21 protein-coding genes and 2 pseudogenes are annotated in these 22,524 nt (G+C 59.8%); 21 read left to right on the plus strand and 2 right to left on the minus strand.

Features of this window, described 5'->3' with window-relative positions; all coding sequences use genetic code 11:
- Positions 1–42: 42 nt before the first annotated feature.
- The 8 genes and pseudogenes from ACP7BS_RS14825 (at position 43) to ACP7BS_RS14860 (ending at position 7,004) form a co-directional block, all read left to right on the plus strand.
- Positions 43–945 carry a branched-chain amino acid ABC transporter permease gene (locus ACP7BS_RS14825; RefSeq protein WP_426226869.1) on the plus strand — a complete coding sequence of 301 codons (903 nt, stop codon included), beginning with the start codon at positions 43–45 and terminating at the stop codon, positions 943–945.
- Between the two features lie 4 nt (positions 946–949).
- Positions 950–1,258 (plus strand): annotated as a pseudogene (locus ACP7BS_RS14830) (DUF3382 domain-containing protein); the annotation flags it as partial.
- A 180-nt stretch (positions 1,259–1,438) separates the two neighbouring features.
- Positions 1,439–2,518: pseudogene (gene livM / locus ACP7BS_RS14835) on the plus strand (high-affinity branched-chain amino acid ABC transporter permease LivM); the annotation flags it as partial.
- On the plus strand, positions 2,518–3,408 hold the full coding sequence (locus ACP7BS_RS14840; RefSeq protein WP_426226871.1) for an ABC transporter ATP-binding protein: 891 nt from the start codon (positions 2,518–2,520) through the stop codon (positions 3,406–3,408). The pseudogene livM and the gene ACP7BS_RS14840, both read left to right, overlap by 1 nt.
- Positions 3,405–4,130: an ABC transporter ATP-binding protein gene (locus tag ACP7BS_RS14845; RefSeq protein ID WP_426238719.1), complete on the plus strand. Its 726-nt coding sequence runs from the start codon at positions 3,405–3,407 to the stop codon at positions 4,128–4,130. Before ACP7BS_RS14840 ends, ACP7BS_RS14845 begins: the two co-directional genes overlap by 4 nt.
- 118 nt (positions 4,131–4,248) lie before the next feature.
- Complete coding sequence (locus ACP7BS_RS14850) at positions 4,249–4,593, plus strand: DUF6867 family protein (protein ID WP_426226875.1); 345 nt, start codon at positions 4,249–4,251, stop codon at positions 4,591–4,593.
- A gap of 122 nt (positions 4,594–4,715) precedes the next feature.
- Entirely contained in the window at positions 4,716–5,837 is a 1,122-nt protein-coding gene (locus tag ACP7BS_RS14855; protein ID WP_426226876.1) for a branched-chain amino acid ABC transporter substrate-binding protein, read from the plus strand.
- Positions 5,838–6,029: 192 nt separating this feature from the next.
- A complete protein-coding gene (locus tag ACP7BS_RS14860; protein ID WP_426238720.1) occupies positions 6,030–7,004 on the plus strand; it encodes a 2-hydroxyacid dehydrogenase in 975 nt (324 codons plus the stop codon).
- A gap of 4 nt (positions 7,005–7,008) precedes the next feature.
- Here ACP7BS_RS14860 and ACP7BS_RS14865 read toward each other — a convergent pair whose 3' ends face one another.
- Together ACP7BS_RS14865 and ACP7BS_RS14870 are read right to left on the minus strand one after the other, a co-directional pair.
- Positions 7,009–7,932 (minus strand): response regulator, encoded by a 924-nt coding sequence (locus ACP7BS_RS14865; RefSeq protein ID WP_426238721.1) that lies wholly within the window; start codon positions 7,930–7,932, stop codon positions 7,009–7,011.
- Positions 7,925–11,314 carry a hybrid sensor histidine kinase/response regulator gene (locus ACP7BS_RS14870; RefSeq protein ID WP_426238722.1) on the minus strand — a complete coding sequence of 1,130 codons (3,390 nt, stop codon included), beginning with the start codon at positions 11,312–11,314 and terminating at the stop codon, positions 7,925–7,927. The genes ACP7BS_RS14865 and ACP7BS_RS14870 overlap by 8 nt, the downstream gene beginning before the upstream one ends.
- Positions 11,315–11,628: 314 nt before the next feature.
- Here ACP7BS_RS14870 and urtA point away from each other — a divergent pair, with 314 nt between their 5' ends.
- The 13 genes from urtA (at position 11,629) to ureC (ending at position 22,522) form a co-directional block, all read left to right on the plus strand.
- Positions 11,629–12,918, plus strand: coding sequence for an urea ABC transporter substrate-binding protein (gene urtA / locus ACP7BS_RS14875; RefSeq protein ID WP_426126614.1), 1,290 nt, complete (start codon positions 11,629–11,631; stop codon positions 12,916–12,918).
- A 317-nt stretch (positions 12,919–13,235) separates the two neighbouring features.
- Positions 13,236–14,843 (plus strand): urea ABC transporter permease subunit UrtB, encoded by a 1,608-nt coding sequence (gene urtB / locus ACP7BS_RS14880; RefSeq protein ID WP_426238723.1) that lies wholly within the window; start codon positions 13,236–13,238, stop codon positions 14,841–14,843.
- Positions 14,844–14,851: 8 nt separating this feature from the next.
- The gene (urtC, locus tag ACP7BS_RS14885; protein ID WP_426238828.1) at positions 14,852–16,033 is read left to right on the plus strand and encodes an urea ABC transporter permease subunit UrtC; all 1,182 of its coding nucleotides are present in this window, start codon (positions 14,852–14,854) and stop codon (positions 16,031–16,033) included.
- Positions 16,034–16,038: 5 nt separating this feature from the next.
- Positions 16,039–16,791 carry an urea ABC transporter ATP-binding protein UrtD gene (gene urtD / locus ACP7BS_RS14890; protein WP_426238724.1) on the plus strand — a complete coding sequence of 251 codons (753 nt, stop codon included), beginning with the start codon at positions 16,039–16,041 and terminating at the stop codon, positions 16,789–16,791.
- A gap of 185 nt (positions 16,792–16,976) precedes the next feature.
- A complete protein-coding gene (gene urtE / locus ACP7BS_RS14895) occupies positions 16,977–17,672 on the plus strand; it encodes an urea ABC transporter ATP-binding subunit UrtE (protein WP_426238725.1) in 696 nt (231 codons plus the stop codon).
- 12 nt (positions 17,673–17,684) lie between these two features.
- The gene (locus ACP7BS_RS14900) at positions 17,685–18,515 is read left to right on the plus strand and encodes an urease accessory protein UreD (RefSeq protein ID WP_426238726.1); all 831 of its coding nucleotides are present in this window, start codon (positions 17,685–17,687) and stop codon (positions 18,513–18,515) included.
- A 26-nt stretch (positions 18,516–18,541) separates the two neighbouring features.
- The gene (locus ACP7BS_RS14905) at positions 18,542–18,844 is read left to right on the plus strand and encodes an urease subunit gamma (protein WP_037099076.1); all 303 of its coding nucleotides are present in this window, start codon (positions 18,542–18,544) and stop codon (positions 18,842–18,844) included.
- 10 nt (positions 18,845–18,854) lie between these two features.
- On the plus strand, positions 18,855–19,109 hold the full coding sequence (locus tag ACP7BS_RS14910) for a DUF1272 domain-containing protein (RefSeq protein ID WP_113312663.1): 255 nt from the start codon (positions 18,855–18,857) through the stop codon (positions 19,107–19,109).
- A gap of 17 nt (positions 19,110–19,126) precedes the next feature.
- Positions 19,127–19,432, plus strand: a complete 306-nt coding sequence (locus ACP7BS_RS14915) for an urease subunit beta (RefSeq protein ID WP_426226893.1) — start codon at positions 19,127–19,129, stop codon at positions 19,430–19,432.
- Between the two features lie 40 nt (positions 19,433–19,472).
- Positions 19,473–20,138: a Urease operon accessory protein gene (locus ACP7BS_RS14920; RefSeq protein WP_426238727.1), complete on the plus strand. Its 666-nt coding sequence runs from the start codon at positions 19,473–19,475 to the stop codon at positions 20,136–20,138.
- Between the two features lie 10 nt (positions 20,139–20,148).
- On the plus strand, positions 20,149–20,412 hold the full coding sequence (locus ACP7BS_RS14925) for an AbrB/MazE/SpoVT family DNA-binding domain-containing protein (RefSeq protein ID WP_426226897.1): 264 nt from the start codon (positions 20,149–20,151) through the stop codon (positions 20,410–20,412).
- A complete protein-coding gene (locus tag ACP7BS_RS14930; protein ID WP_426238728.1) occupies positions 20,399–20,809 on the plus strand; it encodes a PIN domain-containing protein in 411 nt (136 codons plus the stop codon). The genes ACP7BS_RS14925 and ACP7BS_RS14930 overlap by 14 nt, the downstream gene beginning before the upstream one ends.
- Before the next feature lie 3 nt (positions 20,810–20,812).
- The gene (gene ureC / locus ACP7BS_RS14935) at positions 20,813–22,522 is read left to right on the plus strand and encodes an urease subunit alpha (RefSeq protein ID WP_426226900.1); all 1,710 of its coding nucleotides are present in this window, start codon (positions 20,813–20,815) and stop codon (positions 22,520–22,522) included.
- Positions 22,523–22,524: the final 2 nt, after the last annotated feature.

Consider the following 22,524-nt stretch of genomic DNA (forward strand, 5'->3'; position numbering starts at 1 on the left):
AGAAGAGGTCTGACCTACTAGGATCAGACCCGGGGGATATTGATGGAGTATTTTGTCCAGCAGCTCGTCAATGGGCTGACTCTTGGCTCGATTTACGGTTTGATTGCCATTGGTTATACAATGGTTTACGGCATTATCGGCATGGTCAACTTCGCCCATGGCGATATTTTCATGCTCGGCGGTTTCGCGGCACTGATTGTCTACCTTGTTCTGGTGGGTTTGTTCGGCGGTATTCCGATCGCACTTGCCCTATTCATCATGATCATCGTGGCGATGGTGATGACTGGATTGTGGAACTGGGTCATCGAAAAGATGGCTTACCGCCCGTTGCGCGGCTCGTTCCGCCTCGCGCCACTGATCACCGCGATCGGCATGTCCATCGCACTGTCGAACTTCATTCAGGTGACGCAAGGCCCGCGTAACAAGCCGATCCCGTCGATGGTATCGTCGGTTTACGAGGTGTTCGGCATCTCGATATCGCTGAAGCAGATCATCATCGTGGTGGTGACGGCGGTTCTGCTGACGATCTTCTGGTACATCGTCAATCATACGCCGCTTGGCCGCGCTCAGCGGGCGACCGAGCAGGACCGCAAGATGGCGGCATTGCTGGGTATCGACGTCGACAAGACCATCTCGATCACCTTCATCATGGGTGCGGCATTGGCTGCGGTCGCCGGTACCATGTACCTGATGTATTACGGTGTCATCGTCTTTACCGATGGCTTCACGCCGGGCGTCAAGGCCTTCACGGCTGCGGTTCTGGGCGGCATCGGTTCTCTGCCGGGCGCTGTGCTGGGTGGCCTGATGATCGGTCTCATCGAGTCGCTGTGGTCGGCTTACTTCACCATCGACTACAAGGATGTCGCGACATTCTCGATCCTCGCCATCGTGCTGATTTTCAAGCCGTCTGGTATTCTGGGTCGGCCGGAAGTCGAGAAGGTATAATTTCATGGCAAACATTACCAACACACCTGAGAGCGCCGGCAGCAATCTGATGGCGCGGGCTCTGCGCGAGGGCTTTTACGCCGGCCTCGTGGCACTTGGTCTCTTCGTACTCTTCGTCGGGTTGAAGACCGACCAGAACATCCTGAACGAGCTGATCCTTGTGCAGCGCTGGGGATTGCTCGCAATCTTCGTCGTCATTGCCGCAGTCGGCCGTTTCGTGTCGGTTGCTTATATCCGGCCGTTTCTGGCTCGCCAGAAGGTAACGAATGCCGTCACCGGCCTTCTTCCCGACAGCGTTGCCACGCGTTTCTTTCGCATGCCAATAGTCGTCGTGGCGGCAGTGATCGCCATTTTGTTGATGTTCGCTGCGACCCCGATCACAGCGGCTTTGCCTGCCGTGCTCGCTCCTTGGGTGACGATGATCCGTGCGCTGGCGATCATCTACGTGCTGGCGTTCGGCTTCTTCTATTTTCGGGTCTATATAGCTGCGCATTTCAGCATGTTGGCCATCATTGCCCTTATTTTCTACCCGCCGCTCATGGTGTACTTCTTCGGCTATCAAGGGTCGCTGAAATATGTCGATAACTTCGGCATCCAGATCCTGATCTACGTGATGCTGGCCTGGGGCTTGAACATCGTCGTCGGCCTCGCCGGCCTGCTCGATCTCGGTTATGTCGCCTTCTATGCCGTTGGTGCCTATTCCTACGCATTGCTGTCGTCTTACTTCGGCCTGTCGTTCTGGGTTCTGCTGCCGATGGCCGGCATCTTCGCCGCCCTCTGGGGCATTATCCTCGGCTTCCCGGTTCTCCGCCTCAAGGGCGACTACCTGGCGATCGTGACGCTTGCCTTCGGGGAAATCATCCGGTTGGTTCTGATCAACTGGACCGCGGTGACCAAGGGCACCTTCGGCATCTCCGGCATCGCCAAGGCATCCGTGTTCGGCATCTGGTCCTTTGACGTCAGTGCGACGAACAATTTCGCCAAGGTCTTCGGGTTGCCGATGTCGTCGGCCTATTACAAAATCTTCCTGTTCTATCTGATCCTGGCGCTCTGCCTTTTGACGGCCTTCGTCACCATCCGTCTGCGCCGCATGCCGATCGGCCGTGCCTGGGAAGCCTTGCGCGAAGACGAGATCGCCTGCCGTTCGCTCGGCATCAACACGGTGACGACCAAGCTGACCGCATTTGCCACGGGCGCCATGTTCGGCGGCTTCGCGGGCTCTTTCTTCGCCGTGCGCCAAGGCTTCGTCTCGCCGGAATCCTTCGTCTTCCTCGAATCGGCAATCATTCTTGCCATTGTGGTACTTGGCGGGATGGGATCGCTTGTCGGCATCGCGGTTGCAGCGACGGTGATGATCGGTGGTACGGAGTTGCTGCGCGAAATGACGATATTGAAGCAAATCTTCGGCCCGGATTTCACGCCGGAACTTTACCGCATGCTGATTTTCGGCCTGGCCATGATCATCGTCATGGTCTGGAAGCCGCGCGGTTTCGTCGGCACACGTGAACCCACGGCCTTCCTGCGCGAACGCAAGAGCGTCTCCGGCAGCTTTACCAAGGAAGGGCACGGCTGATGGCCCTTGAGACAGATACAATGACGAAAGATCCAATCCTCAAAGTCGACCATCTATCGATGCGCTTCGGCGGCCTGATGGCCATTAACGACCTGTCGTTCGAAGCCTATCGCGGCGATATCACCGCCCTGATCGGTCCGAACGGGGCCGGCAAGACCACGGTGTTCAACTGCATCACCGGTTTCTACAAGCCGACGATGGGCATGATCACGATGCGGCAGAAGGCGGGCAAGGAATATCTGCTCGAACGCATGTCGGATTTCGAGGTCAACCGCGATGCCAAGGTAGCCCGGACCTTCCAGAACATCCGGCTGTTTTCAGGCCTGACGGTGCTGGAAAACCTGCTGGTCGCGCAACACAACAAGCTGATGCTGGCCTCTGGCTATACCATCCTCGGTCTTTTGGGCTTTCCTGCCTACAAAAAGGCTGCGGCTCAGTCGATCGAGCAGGCCAAATACTGGCTCGACAAGGCAAATCTGACCGACCGTGCCGACGATCCGGCCGGCGATCTGCCCTACGGCGCCCAGCGCCGTCTGGAAATCGCCCGCGCCATGTGCACCGGCCCCGAATTCCTTTGCCTCGATGAACCGGCCGCCGGTCTCAATCCGCGCGAATCGCTGGTGCTCAACGAGTTGTTGCGCAGCATCCGCAAGGACACCGGGACCTCGATCCTTCTGATCGAGCACGACATGTCCGTTGTCATGGAAATCTCCGACCATGTCGTCGTCCTGGAATACGGCCAGAAGATTTCGGATGGCAATCCGGACCATGTGAAGAACGATCCGAAGGTTATTGCGGCCTATCTCGGTGTTGAAGATGATGAGGTCGAAGAGGTGATCGAACAGATCGAGGAAATCGCCGTCGCTGCGCCGGGAGACACGCCCAAATGAGCGATAACCTTCTGCATGTAAAAGACGTCGAAACCTATTACGGCAATATCCGGGCGCTCGGCGGGGTCGAAGTTGAAGTCAAGCGCGGCGAAATCGTCTGCATGATCGGGGCCAATGGCGCCGGAAAATCGACGCTGATGATGACGATCTGCGGTAGTCCGCAGGCAAGGGCAGGCTCGGTAACCTTCGATGGGCAGGATATCACCCATATGCCGACGCACGAGATCGCCCGGTTGCGGATCGCGCAGTCGCCGGAAGGCCGCCGGATCTTTCCGCGCATGACGGTCTATGAAAATCTTCAGATGGGCGCGAGCCTGGATAATCTGAAATATTTCAACGACGACGTCGAAAAGATTTTCACGCTGTTTCCGCGTCTCAAGGAGCGTCAGTCGCAGCGCGGCGGAACGCTTTCCGGCGGCGAGCAGCAGATGCTGTCGATCGGCCGTGCGTTGATGGCGCGTCCGAAGCTGCTGCTTCTCGACGAGCCGTCTCTCGGTCTTGCGCCGCTGATCGTCAAGGGCATCTTTGCTGCGATCAAGAAGCTCAACGAAGAGGAAGGGCTTACGGTTTTCCTCGTCGAGCAGAACGCGTTTGCGGCCTTGAAGCTGTCTCACCGTGGTTATGTCATGGTCAACGGCAAGGTGACGATGAGCGGCAGCGGCAGGGAATTGCTGGCCAATCCGGAAGTGCGCGCCGCCTATCTCGAAGGCGGTCATCATTGATGGCATTCCGGCTCGTGTCAGAGGTTTCGTTGGACCCGGGCCGGCTTGCATATCCGACATGTTGGAGCGTTCGCATGCGGTCTGAAAACCGCCTGGCGCTTTGAAAGGGAGAAACGGGATGCACGGCATTCTCTACGAAGAACCTTCGGTTCTGCATTTCGCGCTGATCACGGTCGTCATGGGCGGCTGGACGGCGTGGCGCACGGGAAAGAGCGCTGCCGAAGGCTGGAGCAGCTACGGCGTTCTCGTCATCTATACTCTACTCCTGGGTGTGGCGATCCGCTTCATTCATCATGCACTTTTCAACGGCAGCATGTTGACTTTGCAGTACTATGCCGTGGACACGATCATTCTTTTGCTGTTTGCTACGGCAGGCTATCGCTACTACCGTACGCAGCAGATGACCAACAACTACTATTGGCTTTACGAAAAGGTTTCGCCCTTCTCGTGGAAGTCAAAATGACAGAGGGAACCCCGCTGACGCGTCTCGCGCGCTGATGCGGATATAAGAATACCGGCGCGATTATGGTGGGTATCGTGACTGGCTTAAAAAGGCACCCGCTCAATTTTTTTGGGAGTAACAAGATGAAGAAGTCACTTTTGTCAGCTGTTGCGCTGACTGCAATGGTTGCTTTCAGCGGCACTGCATGGGCTGATCTGCTGGTTGGTGTTGCTGGCCCGTTGACGGGTCCGAACGCAGCTTTCGGCGCACAGCTCCAGAAGGGTGCCGAGCAGGCTGCAGCTGACATCAATGCTGCCGGCGGTATCAACGGCGAACAGATCAAGATCGTGCTCGGCGACGACGTTTCCGATCCGAAGCAGGGCGTTTCCGTTGCCAACAAGTTCGTTGCCGACGGCGTCAAGTTCGTCATCGGCCACTTCAATTCCGGCGTTTCGATCCCGGCTTCGGAAGTCTACGCTGAAAACGGCATCTTGCAGATCACTCCTGCGTCCACCAACCCGGTCTTTACCGAACGCGGCCTGTGGAACACCTTCCGTACCTGCGGTCGTGACGACCAGCAGGGCGCCGTTGCCGGTGCCTACATCGCTGCAAACTTCAAGGACGCCAAGGTTGCCGTCGTTCACGACAAGACACCTTACGGCCAGGGCCTTGCTGACCTGACCAAGGCTGCCATGAACGAAGCCGGCGTCAAGGAAGTCGTTTACGAAGGTATCACGGCTGGCGACAAGGACTTCTCGGCTCTGATCGCCAAGATGAAGGAAGCCGGCGTATCGCTGGTTTACTACGGCGGCCTGCACACCGAAGCCGGCCTCATCATGCGCCAGATGGCTGACCAGGGCCTGAAGGCTACCCTGATGTCCGGCGACGGTATCGTCTCGAACGAACTCGCTTCGATCGCTGGCGACGCTGTGAACGGCACGCTGATGACGTTCGCTCCGGATCCGCGCAAGAACCCGGCTGCAAAGGAACTGGTCGAAAAGTTCCGTGCAAACGGCTTTGAGCCGGAAGCCTACACGCTCTACTCCTACTCGGCTCTTCAGGTTATCGCTGAAGCCGCCAAGACAACCGGCGGCAACGACCCGCAGGCTGTTGCCGAGAACATCAAGGGCAAGGGTCCGTTCAAGACCGTTATCGGCGATTTCGGCTATGACGAAAAGGGCGACATCACCCGTCCTGACTACGTCATGTACACCTGGAAGAAGGGTGACGACGGCAAGTTCAGCTACTTCGAAAACGAAAAATAATCGTTTTCGGTTGAGCACCGATTGGTCCATCTGGACCGCGAAAGGCCCGGCGTTGCCGGGCCTTTTTGCGTTCTGTCCGCCGTCTGTGATGATGTTCAGTTTTGGCAAGGCTGTTTCAACAAACCGACGGCTGGATTGATACCGTTGCTATGCTAATTGTCAGCGCAATTCCCCTTTGTCCGGAGCCAGACGATGACCGACAAACCACGCATCCTTGTCACCCGCCGCTGGCCCGATGCCGTCGAGCGTGTGCTTGCCGAGCGGTTCGATGCCCATTTCAACACATCGGATGTGGCGATGGATGCCGATGCGCTCTCCAGCGCGCTACGGTCCTTCGATGCAGTGCTTCCGACGGTGTCCGACCGCCTGCCGGCGCCGTTGTTCGAAGGCGGCGATCTGCGCACAGGGATCCTCGGGAATTTTGGCGTCGGCTACAATCACATCGATATCGCGACGGCCGAACATTACGGCATCGCCGTCACAAACACGCCGGGCGTTCTGACGGATTGTACGGCCGACATCGCCATGTCGCTGCTGCTTTCGGTGGCGCGCCGGGCAGGCGAGGGCGAGCGTCAGGTTCGTGCCGGACAATGGACCGGCTGGCGGCCGACGCACATGATCGGCACCAAGGTGACGGGAAAGACGCTGGGCATCATCGGCTTTGGCCGGATCGGCAAGGCGATGGCGAAACGCTGCCATTTCGGCTTCGACATGGACGTGGTCTTCTACAACAGATCGAAGATCGACCCAGCGGAAGCCGCACGCTATGGCGCACGGCAGCTGGAGGCCGTCGGGGACGTGCTGGCCGCTGCCGATTTCGTTTCGCTGCACTGCCCGGGCGGTGGCGAAAACCGCCACCTGATCAATGGCCAGCGTTTGGCGGCGATGAAACCGGGAGCATACTTGATCAATACGGCGCGTGGCGACGTCGTCGATGAGACGGCGCTGATCCACGCATTGGAAAACGGTATCATCCGGGGTGCCGGCCTAGATGTCTTCGAGGCGGAGCCGAATGTACCCGAGCGGTTGCTTGCTCTGGAAAATGTCGTGCTTCTGCCGCATCTTGGCAGTGCGACCGAGGAAACCCGCACGGCCATGGGCATGAAGGTGGTGGACAATATCACCGCCTTCTTCGAGGGCCGCGAGCCGCCCGACAGAGTGGCTTGACTGGCTATTCCTGGTGCAGCGCGTTCGCCGCCTTGACGGCGGCCGAGGCGCGGTTTTCGACGCCGAGTTTGACGTAGATCTGTTCCAGGTGCTTGTTGACGGTGCGGGCGCTGAGGCCGAGGATTTCGCCGATATCGCGGTTGGATTTGCCCTTGGCGATCCAGAGCAGAACCTGTCCTTCGCGTACTGTCAGGGCAAAGCTCTGGCGGAGAATTTCATCGTCGCTGGTCTGGCTGACACCGGTCAGCCGGAACAGGAATTCGTCGCCGCCGATCGCACCGAGATAGGCGAGTTGCAGCACCGGCTGGCCGTTCTGATGGACCATCAGCGGTCCGTCCTTAGACACGCCGTGTTTCTGCCGTTCTTGCAGCCATTGGCGGACATGGACGGCGAGCGTATCCAGCCCGTCGTCGCGCCCCGTTGCGGCATTGACGAGCCGGGTCGCCTGCGGTGTCGACCACTGGATGGTGCCATTGCTGCGCACGGCGAGCAGATGCCGTCCTGCTGCGTCCAGCGCCACACGTGCACTTTGCGCCGAGCGGGCATTGGCAAGGTGCACCCGGATGCGGGCGCGCAGCTCATCGATATTGATCGGCTTGGACAGATAATCGACGCCGCCGGATTCCAGCGCATGGACGATATGCTCTGTCTCGGTCAGCCCGGTCATGAAGATCACCGGCACTTGCGCTACGGCAGGATTGGTCTTCAGCGTCCGGCAGGTATCGAACCCATCCATGCCGGGCATGACCGCGTCCATCAGGATGACGTCGGGCGTGATGCGGTCAACGACGTTGATGGCGGCGTTTCCGGAGGTGGCAATCAGCACGGAAAACCCGGATTGTTCCAGCGCATCCGTCAGGAAGCCCAGCGTCTCGGGTGAATCGTCCACAATGAGCACGATGTCGCGCGGATGCACGGTTTCATTCACCAGCCGGTCTCCCCTGTTTGTTGATGTTTTGCAGGAAGTTGGCATAGCCGGCAAGGTCGAAAGCCTGGACGTAGGTTTTGACCGCCTCGGTGAATGGCTGATTTTCCTCCTGGCGGGCGAGATCGGCGAGCTTGGCTTCGATACCCCGGACATAACCGATTTCGCCGAGCCGGATCAGCTCCTCGACATGGGCGGCGCCTGGGGTTTTCACCGCAGCCTTGATCGTTGTTTTGACGGGTTGCTGTACCGTGTCGCTATAAATCCATTCGAGTGCGAGGTGCACAGCCAGCTTGTCCTGCAACTGGCGGATATCGAAAGGCTTGGCGAGCGTATCATTGTGGCCGGTATGGCTATCGGCAGCCGTTCCGTCGCCGATATTGGCCGACAGCATGATGACCGGTGCTGTCTGGCCGTGATCGCGCAGGCGTGTCACCAATTGCCAGCCGTTCATGCCGGGCATCGAGATATCGATGAGGAAGAGATCGGGCTTGATCCCCTCGATCAGGGTCAGGCATTCCATGCCTCCGGCCGCCGTCAGCACAACGAAATCGAGCGGCATCAGCACTTCGCGCATCAGGTCGCGATGATCCTCGTTGTCGTCGACCACGACGATGGTGCGTCGCGGGCCGGCGTAAGCGGCGATCTTGCGGATCGAGGGCAGGGAGGCGGTCGGCCGGCTGATCGCCGACAGCATCAGCCGTACCCGGAAGGTGGAGCCCTTGTCGCGCTCGCTATCGACGACGATCTCACCGCCGAGCGTCTGGGTGAGAAGCTGGGTGATGGTCAGCCCGAGGCCAAGGCCGGGCATCGGCCGGATATGCTCGGCCTCGCCGCGCTGGAACGGCTCGAAGATGCGCGGCAGGTCGGCTTGCGAAATACCGCGGCCGGTGTCGGAGACGGTGAAGGTCGCCACCTGGCTGCGATAGGCGACTTCGAAGCGGATGGTGCCGGTATCGGTGAACTTGATGGCGTTCGACAAGAGATTGACGAGGATCTGGCGCAGGCGTTTTTCATCGGTGCGGACATATTGCGGCAGGGCGCTTGCCCGGTCATGCTCGAAAACCAAGCCCTTGGCCTGAGCTTGCGGGCGAAACATGTCGGTGATCTGGTCGAGGAAATCCTGGATGTTGATCTCGTTGGAGTAAACCTGCAAACGGCCGGCCTCGATCTTGGAAATGTCGAGAAGACCATCGATCAGGCCGGAGAGATGGTCGGCGCTGCGCTTGATCACCTTGATCGCCGATTGGCGCGGCGCGGGGATGGTCTCGTCGCGCTCGAGGATCTGGGCATAGCCGAGAACGGCATTGAGCGGGGTGCGCAATTCGTGGCTGAGGCCGACCACATAACGGCTCTTTGCCCGGTTGGCGGCCTCGGCGGTCTCCTTGGCATATTGCAGGGCGGCGTCGGTTTTCTTGTGCGCGGCGATTTCCTTCAGGAGCAGGGTGTTCTGGCGCGAGGATTCTTCTTCGGCCACCAGCCGGCTGTCATGGGCCAGCACATAGAACCAGCAGACGACTCCGGTGACGACGGCAAAGACGAAGAAGACCACGCCGACCGTCCGGTTGATCACCGATGCCGTTTCGGGCGAGGCGGTTCCGGTCTGGTGGGCGATCATCGCCAGGATGATGCCGATGCAGGCGACCGATAGAACGACGGCGATGCCATAGCGGCCGAGCCGTGTGGACAGCGTCTCCATCACCTTTTGCGGCAGCAGGGCCTTGGCCACCACGGCTGTCTGGGCATTGAAGCTCGCATGTGGCTTGCACATGTCGTGGCAGCGGCTATCCAGCGAGCAGCAAAGCGAACAGATCGGCGCGGAATAGGCCGGGCACCAGGCCATGTCCTCGGGCTCGAACGGGTGTTCGCAGATCGAGCAGGTGACGGTCGAGAGTTTCTTCCAGCTCTGGCGCGGCTTGCGGGCAAGGTAATATTTGCCTTTCGTCGCCCAGGCGATGGCGGGGGAGACGACGAACGCGGTGATCAGCGCGATATAGGGCGCCAGCGACGCGGCCATGGCACCCATGACGCCGAAATGGGCGGTCAGCGCGATCAGTGCCGATGCTGTCATGGCGCCGACGCCGACCGGGTTGATATCGTAGAGATGGGCGCGCTTGAACTCGATATTGGGCGGCGCCAGCCCGAGCGGCTTGTTGATGAACAGATCGGCCGAGATGGTGCAGAGCCAGGACATGGCGATGATCGAGAAGATGCCGAGTGTTTCTTCCAAGAGCTTGTAGATGCCGAGTTCCATCAACAGGAGCGCAATCGCCACGTTGAACATCAGCCAGACGACGCGGCCGGGATGGCTGTGGGTGAGGCGGGAGAAGAAATTCGACCAGGCGAGCGAGCCTGCATAGGCATTCATGACGTTGATCTTCAGCTGCGACACGACGACGAAGGCGGCCATCAGCAAGAGGGCTGCATTGTGCCAGGGGATCATGTAGCCAAAGGCGGTCAGGTACATATGGGCGGGATCGGCCGCGTCTTCGACGGGAACGCCTGCGCTGAGGCACAGGACGACGAGGAACGAACCCGCCAAAAGCTTCGGTGCGCCGACGATGACCCAGCCGGCCCCGGCGAGGAATACGGCAAACCGGTGGCGTAGCTTGCTCTGGCCTTCCGGCGGCAGGAAGCGCAAAAAATCCACCTGCTCGCCGATCTGCGCCATCAAGGCGAGGATGACGGCGGAGGCGGCGCCGAATTCGAGCAGCGAGAATGGCGCATAGGAGCCGGGCTCGCCCATCGGCTTGTGCGTGCCGGGAAAGGCAAGCCAGAGGTCGAACTTGCTCCAGTCGGCGAGTGCGATGAAAATGAAGGGCGCGACGTTGAGGATGATCCAGAACGGCTGGGTCAGAAGCTGAAATTTGCTGATCAGCCGCACGCCATGGGTGACCAGCGGAATGACCATGACGGCGCTGATGATATAGCCGATCCAGACGGGGATGCCGAGCGCCAGCTCCAATGCCGCCGACATGATCGAGGCCTCGATGGCAAACAGCATGAAGGTGAACGAGGCATAGATCAGCGAGGTGACGGTCGAGCCGATGTAGCCGAAGCTTGCGCCGCGCGTCAGGAGGTCGATATCCACACCGTGGCGGATGGCATAGCGGCTGATCGGCAGGCCGACGCCGAGCATGACGAGGCTTGCGGCGAGAATGGCGATGATGGCATTGGTCGTGCCGTAGGACAGCGTGATGGCGCCACCGATCGCCTCCAGCGCCAGGAAGGAGATCGCCCCGATCGCCGTCTGCGAGATGCGCTGCGAGGAGAATTGCCGGGCGCTCTTGGCGGTGAAGCGCAGCGCGTAGTCTTCCAGCGTCTGGTTGGCGACCCAGCGATTGTATTCGCGCCGGACCGGAATGATGCGCTGGCGTGCCGTCATGCCTAATTTATATTCCCATTTTCGATATGATCAACGATTAGGCAATCTCCCCCGGCGCGCAATCTTTTGCAAGTGCGAGAATCGGATTGTCTGGGGACCGTCAGAATTGTTTGCAAAAGCGCGTTGAGCGCCGCGTGCCTGCAGACGAAGGCCTCGCATCCGAGCAAAGCGGCGCAGACGCGTGCTGCAGTGCACACTTCGCCCCGGTCTCTACGTCAATTGACGTATACGGAATCCTGACCCCGCAACGGATAGTTGCCGCACGAACGGTACTCGGAAGAGCCGTCGTCAAAAGAACGAGAGGGGTTCACATCATGAAATTCAAATCCCAGATCCTGGGCGCGTTCCTGGCTGGCGCGCTCGCCACGACAGCATTTTCCAGCGTGCAGGCCGCCGAAGACACCATCAAGGTCGGCATCCTGCATTCGCTTTCCGGCACCATGGCAATCTCCGAGACGACGTTGAAAGACGCCATGCTGATGCTCATCGATGAGCAGAACAAGAAGGGTGGCCTTCTCGGCAAGAAACTCGAAGCCGTCGTTGTCGATCCCGCATCCGACTGGCCGCTGTTTGCCGAAAAGGCCCGCGAACTGATCTCCGTCGATAAGGTTTCGGCCGTCTTCGGTTGCTGGACGTCTTCGTCGCGCAAGTCGGTGCTGCCGGTTTTCGAAGAGCTGAATTCGCTGCTGTTCTATCCGGTCCAGTACGAGGGTGAAGAATCCTCGCGCAATATCTTCTACACCGGTGCAGCGCCGAACCAGCAGGCCATCCCGGCCGTCGACTATCTGATGAACACCGAGGGCGTCGAGCGTTTCGTGCTTGAAGGCACCGATTACGTCTATCCGCGCACCACCAACAAGATCCTCGAAGCCTATCTGATCGCCAAGGGCATTCCGAAGGAAGACATCCTGATCAACTACACGCCGTTCGGTTTCTCCGACTGGCAGACGGAAGTGGCCAAGATCAAGGAATTCGGTTCGGCCGGCAAGAAGACCGCCGTCGTCTCGACCATTAACGGCGATGCCAACGTGCCGTTCTACAAGGAACTCGGTAACAAGGGCATCAAGGCAACCGACATCCCGGTCATCGCCTTCTCGGTCGGCGAAGAAGAGCTTGCCGGTCTCGACACCAAGCCGCTGGTCGGCCATCTCGCCGCCTGGAACTATTTCCAGTCCGTCGATGCACCGGCCAATGCCGAATTCATCAAGCAGTGGCATGCGTTTACCAAGAACGACAAGCGCGTCACCAACGACCCGATGGAAGCCGCCTATATCGGCTTCAACGCCTGGGTAAAGGCCGTCGAGGCTGCCGGCACGACCGACACGGACGCGGTTCTCGACACCATCATCGGCACTTCGGTTCCGAACCTTTCGGGCGGCTACTCCACCGTCATGCCGAACCATCACATCACCAAGCCGGTGCTGATCGGTGAAATCCAGGCCGACGGCCAGTTCGAAATCGTCCAGCAGACCCCTCAGGTCGTCGGCGACGAATGGTCGGACTTCCTGCCGGACTCGAAAGACCTGATCTCCGATTGGCGCAAGCCGATGTCCTGCGGCAACTTCAACGTTGCAACGGGCAAGTGCGGCGGCAAGGGTTCCTGATTTTGACGAACACCCGCTGTTTTCATCAAGTTCAGCATATTCCGGCAACGGCCTGATCGCTGTTTCCCAAAATCCATTCTCATAACGTCGTGATCGAAATGCCAATACCCTCCGTCCAGACACCGTCTGGACGGAGGGACCTTCATCTCCCCTTATCTGGCATGTTTTCTGCATGGTTCAGCTGGACGAGGTTCCGGGTACCGGTCCTGTTCGATGTGATCGCCGGGCGAGCGGATTGCGGAAAACTTAAGCAACAGCGCCGGCATCAAGCGTTCGTCAACGCGCGGCTGCCCAAGCCAACGGAACAAGAAGAGCTCATGTATCGCGCCATTCAGACCTTCCTTGTTGCCCTTTGCCTGCTCGTCAGTTGCCTTGCAACGGGCCTGCGTGCGCAGGAAGATATCCGGCCGCTGATCGATGCACTGGGTGCACCGGCCTTCCCGCAGAAGATCGGGGCCGTCAAAGCCCTTGCAGCTTCAGGCAATCCGAAAGTCGGCGACATCCTGCAATATCTCAGTGACGGCAAGCTTTATGCGCCGAAGACCGGCGGCACGGTTTTTCTCGAAGGCCCGTCTGACGGTGCCTATCTCGACGTGCTGACCGGGGCTGCGGTTACCGAGGTTCCCGGAAACCTCGCCAAGATTAGGCTGAACAATGGTTTGCGCGGCGCTATAGGCGCGGCCATGAGCCAGCTGACGCTGCTTAGCCCCGACCGCGCCGCCCGGCTGGCAGCGTCGCACGATCTGCTCAAGGACGCCAATCCCGACAATCTCGACCTGTTGAATTCAGCGCTGACGCAGGAAAAGGACGCCGAGGTCAAGGCGACGATGGAAGCGGCACGTGCCGTCATCCTGTTGAAGACCGATGCCAGTGCCGGAGACAAGAAAGCCGCCATCGATATGATCGCCGCGCGCGGAAACCGCGATGCCTTGACGATCCTGACGGCAGCCATGGACAATGCCCCGGACGAATTGAAGCCGTCCATCGAGCAAAGCATCAGTTCCATCAGAGGCAGCCTTGCCCTGTGGGACGTTGCGCAAAACGTCTGGTACGGACTGTCGCTCGGATCGGTGCTGCTGCTTGCGGCCATCGGCCTTGCCATCACCTTCGGCGTCATGGGCATCATCAACATGGCGCATGGCGAAATGGTCATGCTTGGCGCCTACACGACCTATGTGGTGCAGCAGACGGTCGCTTCCGTCGCCCCCGGCATCACCGATTATTCGCTGGCCTTTGCGGTTCCTGCGGCTTTCCTGTTTACCGGCCTGGTCGGTGTCTGCATCGAGCGCAGCGTCATTCGCTGGCTCTACGGCCGGCCGCTCGAAACGCTGCTTGCCACCTGGGGCATTTCGCTGATCCTGCAGCAGGCGATCCGCACCATCTTCGGCCCCACCAATCGCCAGGTCGATAATCCAAGCTGGATGTCGGGCGTCTTCGAGGTTGGCGGCCTTGCCATCACCTATAACCGCATGTGGATCATCGTCTTTTCGCTCGGTGTCTTCGTGGCGCTGCTCTTGCTGCTGAAACGCTCCAAGTTCGGCCTGCAGATGCGCGCCGTCACGCAGAACCGGCGCATGGCATCCTCGATGGGCATTCGCACACCCTGGGTCGATGCACTGACCTTCGGTCTTGGTTCCGGCATTGCCGGCATGGCGGGCGTGGCACTCAGCCAGATCGACAATGTCTCGCCCAATCTCGGCCAGAACTACATCATAGACAGTTTCATGGTTGTGGTGTTCGGGGGCGTCGGCAATCTCTGGGGCACGCTGGTCGGCGCGCTGACGCTCGGCATCGCCAACAAGTTCCTCGAGCCCTATGCCGGCGCGGTGCTCGGAAAGATCCTCATCCTCATCTTCATCATTCTCTTCATCCAGCGACGGCCGCGCGGCCTGTTCGCGCTCAAGGGAAGGGCGGTCGAACAATGATCACGCAAATGCTTTTCATGAGGCACGAGAAGAAGACGCTCTGGGCCGTGTTCCTGATCCTGCTTGCCGCAGCCCTTGTGCCACTCGCCAATCTCTTGATCCCCGAAGGCAGTGCTTTCCACGTACCCGGCTATCTCGTGCCGCTGCTTGGCAAGTATCTGTGCTATGCGCTTCTGGCCCTGGCGCTGGATCTCGTCTGGGGCTATTGCGGCATTCTTTCGCTCGGCCATGGCGCGTTCTTCGCCCTCGGCGGTTATGCCATGGGCATGTATCTGATGCGCCAGATCGGCGATCGCGGCGTCTACGCCAATCCGCTTCTGCCGGATTTCATGGTGTTCCTCAACTGGCAGGAGCTGCCCTGGTACTGGTACGGTTTCAACCATTTCGCCTTTGCGGCGCTGATGGTTGTTCTGGTGCCCGGTCTGCTTGCCTTCGTTTTCGGCTGGTTTGCCTTCCGCTCCCGCGTCACCGGCGTCTATCTGTCGATCATCACCCAGGCGATGACCTATGCGCTGCTGCTGGCCTTCTTCCGCAACGAGATGGGCTTTGGCGGCAATAATGGCCTCACAGATTTCAAGGAAATCCTCGGCTTCAATGTTCAGGCGGGTGGCACGCGGGCAGCACTGTTTGCCGCAACCGCCATCGCGTTGGCGCTGGCCCTGGTTTTGAGCTCCGCCATCGTCCGCTCGAAATACGGCAAGGTGCTGGTCGGCGTGCGTGATGCCGAAAGCCGGACCCGGTTCCTGGGCTATCGTGTCGAGAACATGAAGCTGTTCATCTTCACCATCTCGGCGATGATGGCCGGTGTGGCCGGCGCGCTTTACGTGCCGCAGGTCGGCATCATCAATCCCGGCGAATTCGCCCCGGCAAACTCGATCGAAGTGGTCATCTGGACCGCAGTCGGCGGCCGCGGCACGCTGATCGGTCCGATCATCGGCGCCATTCTCGTCAATTTCGGCAAAAGCGTATTTACCGCCGCCTTCCCGGAATTCTGGCTGTTCGCGCTCGGTGCGCTGTTTGTCGCAACGACGCTGTTCCTGCCCAAGGGCGTCGTCGGCACGGTCCAGCATTTCCTTGCCCGGCGCAAGGAACAGAAAAAGGCCGATGCTGTCGAACAGGCCTATCAGGACAAGGCCACTGCTAAAGCGGAAAGCCAGATGACGACACTCGAACCCCAGGCTGCGGAGTAACACCGATGGACGAAAAGACCTCCCGCAGCCTTCTCTATCTCGACGGCGTGTCGGTTTCCTTTGATGGCTTCAAGGCGCTGAATTCGCTGTCCTTCGTGGTCGAGCCCGGTGAGCTCAGGGCCATTATCGGCCCGAACGGGGCCGGTAAGACGACGATGATGGATATCATCACCGGCAAGACCCGGCCGGACAGCGGTCAGGTCTTCTTCAACGGCGATATCGATCTGACCAAAAAGGACGAAGCGGATATCGCCCAGCTTGGCATCGGCCGCAAGTTCCAGAAGCCGACGGTGTTTGAAAGCCATACGGTCTGGGACAATATCGAGCTGGCGCTCAACCGGAAACGCGGCGTGTTTTCGACGCTGTTTTACCGCCTGACGCCGGCCGACAAGGCGCGCATCGGGGACATTCTCGAAACGGTGCGCATGACGGCGCGCAAGGACGATCTCGCCGCCAATCTCTCGCATGGGCAGAAACAGTGGCTGGAGATCGGCATGCTTTTGGCGCAGGAGCCGAAACTGCTGCTGGTCGATGAGCCGGTGGCCGGCATGACCGACGCGGAAACCGCCGAAACCGCCATCCTGCTCAAGGAAATCGCCAAGACCCGTTCGGTCGTCGTCGTCGAACACGACATGGGCTTCATCCGCGATCTCGGCGTCAAGGTGACGTGCCTGGCCGAGGGCTCGGTCTTGGCCGAAGGCTCGATCGATTTCGTCAGCAACGATCCGAAGGTGATCGAGAACTATTTGGGACGGTGACGATGCGGTTACCCTCCCCTTGAGGGGGAGGGTCGGCGCGAAGCGACGGGGTGGGGTGATTTTCCGCATCAAACAATGGATCACCCCCACCCGCAGCTTTGCTGCGACCTCCCCCCTCAAGGGGGAGGTGTTACATCGACACTTCAACCGCCCCGACCACTGGGATGGACAAAAGGAAGAAGAGCATGCTGACCGTCGATAACATCAATCTGCACTACGGTGCGGCCCAAGCTCTTCGTGGCGTCTCCATCACCGCTCCGATGGGCAAGATTACCTGCGTGCTTGGGCGCAACGGCGTCGGCAAGACCAGCCTGCTCAGGGCGATTACCGGCCAGCATGGGCCGAGTGCGGGAACGATAACCTTCAACGATACCGTGCTCAACGGCATGGCACCCTACAACCGGGCCAAGCACGGTATCGGTTTCGTGCCGCAGGGCCGCGAGGTCTTTCCATTGCTGACGGTCAAGGAAAATCTGGAGTCGGGCTATGCGCCGGTGGCGCGCAGGGACCGGTTCATTCCCGAGGATATCTTCAACCTGTTTCCGATTTTGCGCACCATGCTCGGGCGGCGGGGTGGGGATCTTTCGGGCGGGCAGCAGCAGCAGCTGGCGATTGGCCGGGCTCTGGTGACGCGGCCGAAAATTCTGGTTCTGGACGAGCCGACCGAAGGCATCCAGCCCTCGATCATCAAGGATATCGGCCGGGCGATCCAGTATCTGCGCGATTCCACCGGGATGGCAATTCTGCTTGTGGAACAATATCTTGACTTCTGCCGGGAGCTTGCAGACCATGTCTACATCATGGATCGGGGCGAGATCGTGCATGAAGGCCCGGCCGAAACGCTGGATACGCCGGAAGCGCGCCGCCACCTGACGGTTTGACGGCGGATGGGAATGGCTGAGGCAGCAGGTATCGCTCCGCAAAGGGCATGGGGCAAGGGACGGCTGGTGGCAAAGCCGTTTGCGGGGCGTAGCCGGCTGGCCGAATTCTATCAGGAAGGTTGCGCCAAGATCAGGCTGCCGGAGACGTTCAATGCGACGATGGAAGCCGTACTGATCAACAGTTCCGGCGGGCTGACCGGTGGCGATCATATGGAATGGTCGTTTGCCGCCGGCGAGGGCACGCATCTGACCCTGACCACGCAGGCCTGCGAGAAGATCTACAAGGCGAGCGCAGGCACCGCTGATGTGACCGCGCAGATTTCGGTCGGCGCAGGAGCAACAGTGCATTGGCTGCCGCAGGAAACCATCCTGTTTGACCGGGCCTCGCTGTCGCGCAGGCTTGAGGTCGATCTCGCTGAAGGGGCTGAATTTCTGGCTGTCGAGGCCGTGCTTCTCGGCCGCAAGGCGATGGGCGAGGCGATGCGCGAAGGCCTGTTTCAGGATCGCTGGCGCATCCGCAAGAACGGAGTTCTGTTGCATGCCGAAAACCTCCGGCTCTCCGGCGATATCGCCGGCCTGACGCAGGAATTGGCGGTGCTCGGCGGACAGGTGGCTTTTGCAACACTCTTCTATACGGGCGCTGATTGCGAGCAGCAGGTCGACACACTGCGGCGCCTGATCGGCGGCATTGGCGGCGGCGTCAGCCGCTATCAGGTGGCGGGCGAGGACAAGCTGATTGCCCGTCTTGTTGCACCTGATGGTTTCGCTCTGAGAAAAATCCTCATCCCGGTCATTTCGCACTTGCGCAAGGGCGCCTCTGTGCCGAAAGTCTGGAACCTGTAATCGACACGCAAGCCTGGTGACCGCGCATGAACCTGACACCCCGTGAAAAAGACAAACTGCTGATTTCGATGGCGGCCATGGTCGCCCGCCGGCGGCTGGAGCGCGGCGTCAAGCTCAATCATCCCGAAGCGATAGCACTGATCACCGATTTCGTCGTCGAGGGCGCCCGCGACGGCCGCTCGGTGCCGGACCTGATGGAGGCCGGCGCCCACGTGATCACCCGCGCCCAGGTGATGGAGGGCATCCCGGAGATGATCCACGACATCCAGATCGAGGCGACCTTTCCGGACGGGACCAAGCTGGTCACCGTGCACGAACCCATTCGCTAAAGGAACGGCCATGCTGCAACTGAGACCCAATTGCGAATGCTGCAACAAGGACCTGCCGCCCGGCAGCCGCGAAGCAATGATCTGCAGCTTCGAATGCACGTTCTGCACGCAGTGCGTTTCCGAGGTTCTGGACGGACAATGCCCGAACTGCGGCGGTGAACTTGTCCGCCGCCCGGTCCGTCCAGCCGCCAAGCTCGGCAAGTTTCCGGCATCCACCGAGCGGGTCTTGAAGGCCGAAGGCTGTGCGCCGATCAAGGCTGCCTGAACAGGAGAGACGATACGATGATCCCCGGTGAAATCCTTGCGGCAGATGGCGAGATCGAATTGAATGCCGGGCTGGACACAGTCTCGCTGGAGGTTTCCAATAGCGGCGACCGTCCGGTACAGGTTGGCAGCCATTATCATTTTGCCGAGACCAATGCGGCGCTGTTGTTCGATCGCGCGGTGGCGCACGGACGGCGCCTCGATATTCCGGCCGGCACGGCCGTTCGCTTCGAGCCGGGGCAGACCCGCAGCGTCACGCTCATTCCGTTTGCAGGCAAGCGCGAGGTCTATGGTTTCCGCCAAAAGGTCATGGGAAAATTATGAGGCGGGCGCTTCCCATGCGGCTGATGGCGTCGAGGTGCCCGTGACGGTGGGCCGAACCGTCATGATCGTTGGAAATGGCCCAGTACAGGAGGGTGCTGCTGCGGTTATCGATGCGGCCGATCTGGTCATCCGCTTCAACGACTGCCGCTCCTGCGGCGCGGGTGGAGATAAGACGGATATCGTCGCCGTCTGCAATACCGGGCGCCCGGCTTTGGCAATGCTGGGTGGCGGCGCGTGGAAGACCAATGCGGCGGTGCGGCAGGCGAGCTCGATCTGGTGCGTTCGCGATGCCGAAAAATTTCAGACGCTGCGGCAGCAACTGGCCGTGACACACCCGGATCTCGATGATCTCTGCGACGACTATACCGATGGTTTTCGCACCTTTGCCAAGGCGACCGGGCGCGCCTTCCACACGGTTCCGGCATCCACGCATGAGCGTGTCGATGCCGGGCTGAAACAGTTCGATGCGGGCGCCTATGTCGTGCCGAGCAGCGGTCTGATTGCGATTGCAGAAGTGCTGGAACATTGGCGCCAGCCGGGCGACCGCGTCGTGCTTGCCGGTTTCGGCCATGCCGGCTGGCAGTGGCACCCGTTCGCGGCTGAAAAGAATCTGGTCGAAGACTATGTTTGCCAAGGGAGGCTGGAGCGTCTCGATCCGTCCATTGCTTATTCTCACGTGAATCCTTACATTTTGACAGAAAGGTAAGGCGGTAAAAATGGCGGAATCTGCGAAAATCACTTCGAAAAACCAGATCACACTCCCTGCGCGTGTCCGCAAAACGCTTGGGATCGGCGTGGGCGACAAGGTGGATTTTGTTGCGACGGCCAACGGCACTTTCGAGCTGCGGTCGCGCAAGGAAACGCTTGCCGGCTTGCGCGGCGTGATAAAACCCGATCAGCCCATATCGGGCGCGGACATCGAAGGCTGGATACAGGAAGCGCGCTCGGCGGGCGGGAAAGTCAGTGATGATTGGAGTTGATACCAACGTCCTGCTGCGCTGGTTGATCGACGCGCAGATGGTGGATGACGATGCACCGGATCAAACACGCGTTGTTGAAGACTTGATCCTTCAGAGCGGAGAACAGTTTTTCGTCAATCATATCGTCATTGCAGAAACGATATGGGTGCTGCGAAACAAGGTGGGTCAAAAGAAGAATATCATACGGGATGTCGTCGAGCGGATTTTGCATTCGGCCAATGTTGTTGTTCTCGATTCCGATGCCGTCAGCAGCGCCTTGAATACATTTATAAATTACCCGGGTGATTTCTCTGACCATCTTATCGGAGAGGTCAACAGGAAAAACGGTTGTCGAACGACAATGACTTTCGACAAGGCAGCATCGAAATCTCCCAATTTTTCTGAACTTCAGAGGTAGAGCATGTCCTACAAAATGTCGCGCGCGGCCTATGCCAGCATGTTTGGTCCCACCACCGGCGACAAGGTTCGGCTGGCCGATACCGAACTGTTCATCGAGGTGGAGAAGGATTTCACCACCTATGGCGACGAGGTGAAATTCGGTGGCGGCAAGGTGATCCGCGACGGCATGGGCCAGAGCCAGGCGACGCGGGCTCAGGGAGCGGTCGACACCGTCATCACCAATGCGCTGATCGTTGACCACACCGGCATCGTCAAGGCCGATATCGGTCTGAAGAACGGCCGGATCGCTGCGATCGGCAAGGCCGGTAATCCGGATACCCAGCCGGGCGTGACCATCATTGTCGGCCCCTCCACCGAGGTAATTGCCGGCGAGGGCAAGATCGTTACGGCGGGCGGCATGGATGCGCATATCCATTTCATCTGCCCGCAGCAGATCGAGGAAGCGCTGATGTCGGGCATCACCACCATGCTCGGCGGTGGTTCCGGCCCGGCGCATGGGACGCTGGCAACGACCTGCACCGGTGCCTGGCATATCGAGCGGATGATCGAGAGTTTTGACGGCTTTCCGATGAACCTGGCGTTGGCCGGCAAGGGCAATGCCTCGCTGCCGGCGCCGCTTGAGGAAATGATCCTGGCCGGTGCGTCCAGCCTGAAGCTGCACGAGGACTGGGGCACGACGCCGGCTGCCATCGACAATTGCCTGTCGGTTGCCGATGCCTTTGACGTGCAGGTGATGATCCACACCGATACCTTGAACGAAAGCGGCTTCGTCGAAGATACGATTGATGCCATCAAGGGCCGCACGATCCATGCTTTTCACACGGAAGGCGCCGGCGGCGGCCACGCGCCAGATATCATCAAGATCTGCGGCCAGTCGAACGTCATCCCGTCCTCGACCAATCCGACCCGGCCTTACACCATCAACACTTTGGCTGAACATCTCGACATGCTGATGGTCTGCCATCACCTGTCGCCGTCCATTCCCGAAGACATCGCCTTTGCCGAAAGCCGGATCCGCAAGGAAACCATCGCGGCCGAAGACATTCTCCACGATATCGGCGCCTTCTCGATCATTTCCTCCGACAGCCAGGCCATGGGCCGTGTCGGCGAGGTGGCGATCCGCACCTGGCAGACGGCCGACAAGATGAAACGGCAGCGGGGACGGCTGGCGCAGGAGACCGGCGAAAACGACAATTTCCGTGTCCGGCGCTATATTGCCAAGTATACGATCAACCCCGCGATCGCGCAGGGGCTTTCCCATGAAATCGGCTCGATCGAACCGGGCAAGCGCGCCGATCTGGTGATCTGGAACCCGGCCTTCTTTGGCGTGAAGCCCGACATGGTCATTCTCGGCGGCATGATCGCGGCCGCTCCGATGGGCGATCCCAATGCTTCCATCCCGACGCCGCAGCCGGTGCATTACCGGCAGATGTTCGGCGCTTTTGGCAAGGCAAGGACAAATTCCTCCGTCACCTTCGTGTCGCAGGCCTCGCTCGATGGCGGTTTGCAGGCGCGCCTTGGCGTCGCAAAGCAACTGATCGCGGTAAAGAACACCCGTGGCGGCATCAGCAAGGCCTCGATGATCCACAACAGCCTGACGCCGCATATCGAGGTCGATCCGGAAACCTATGAGGTCCGCGCCGATGGCGAGCTTTTGACCTGCGAACCCGCGACAGTGCTACCGATGGCGCAGCGCTATTTCATGTTCTAGCG

The sequence above is a fragment of the Pararhizobium sp. DWP1-1-3 genome, from assembly GCF_049896125.1.
Classification (GTDB): domain Bacteria; phylum Pseudomonadota; class Alphaproteobacteria; order Rhizobiales; family Rhizobiaceae; genus Pararhizobium.

Bases quoted from the DNA above. Each gene is read 5' to 3' on its own strand.
- ACP7BS_RS14825 (WP_426226869.1), top strand. From the start codon at position 43: ATGGAGTATTTTGTCCAGCAGCTCGTCAATGGGCTGACTCTTGGCTCG.
- ACP7BS_RS14840 (WP_426226871.1), top strand. From the start codon at position 2,518: ATGGCCCTTGAGACAGATACAATGACGAAAGATCCAATCCTCAAAGTC.
- ACP7BS_RS14845 (WP_426238719.1), top strand. From the start codon at position 3,405: ATGAGCGATAACCTTCTGCATGTAAAAGACGTCGAAACCTATTACGGC.
- ACP7BS_RS14850 (WP_426226875.1), top strand. From the start codon at position 4,249: ATGCACGGCATTCTCTACGAAGAACCTTCGGTTCTGCATTTCGCGCTG.
- ACP7BS_RS14855 (WP_426226876.1), top strand. From the start codon at position 4,716: ATGAAGAAGTCACTTTTGTCAGCTGTTGCGCTGACTGCAATGGTTGCT.
- ACP7BS_RS14860 (WP_426238720.1), top strand. From the start codon at position 6,030: ATGACCGACAAACCACGCATCCTTGTCACCCGCCGCTGGCCCGATGCC.
- ACP7BS_RS14870 (WP_426238722.1), bottom strand. From the start codon at position 11,314: ATGACGGCACGCCAGCGCATCATTCCGGTCCGGCGCGAATACAATCGC.
- urtA (WP_426126614.1), top strand. From the start codon at position 11,629: ATGAAATTCAAATCCCAGATCCTGGGCGCGTTCCTGGCTGGCGCGCTC.
- urtB (WP_426238723.1), top strand. From the start codon at position 13,236: ATGTATCGCGCCATTCAGACCTTCCTTGTTGCCCTTTGCCTGCTCGTC.
- urtC (WP_426238828.1), top strand. From the start codon at position 14,852: ATGCTTTTCATGAGGCACGAGAAGAAGACGCTCTGGGCCGTGTTCCTG.
- urtD (WP_426238724.1), top strand. From the start codon at position 16,039: ATGGACGAAAAGACCTCCCGCAGCCTTCTCTATCTCGACGGCGTGTCG.
- urtE (WP_426238725.1), top strand. From the start codon at position 16,977: ATGCTGACCGTCGATAACATCAATCTGCACTACGGTGCGGCCCAAGCT.
- ACP7BS_RS14900 (WP_426238726.1), top strand. From the start codon at position 17,685: ATGGCTGAGGCAGCAGGTATCGCTCCGCAAAGGGCATGGGGCAAGGGA.
- ACP7BS_RS14905 (WP_037099076.1), top strand. From the start codon at position 18,542: ATGAACCTGACACCCCGTGAAAAAGACAAACTGCTGATTTCGATGGCG.
- ACP7BS_RS14910 (WP_113312663.1), top strand. From the start codon at position 18,855: ATGCTGCAACTGAGACCCAATTGCGAATGCTGCAACAAGGACCTGCCG.
- ACP7BS_RS14915 (WP_426226893.1), top strand. From the start codon at position 19,127: ATGATCCCCGGTGAAATCCTTGCGGCAGATGGCGAGATCGAATTGAAT.
- ACP7BS_RS14925 (WP_426226897.1), top strand. From the start codon at position 20,149: ATGGCGGAATCTGCGAAAATCACTTCGAAAAACCAGATCACACTCCCT.
- ACP7BS_RS14930 (WP_426238728.1), top strand. From the start codon at position 20,399: ATGATTGGAGTTGATACCAACGTCCTGCTGCGCTGGTTGATCGACGCG.
- ureC (WP_426226900.1), top strand. From the start codon at position 20,813: ATGTCCTACAAAATGTCGCGCGCGGCCTATGCCAGCATGTTTGGTCCC.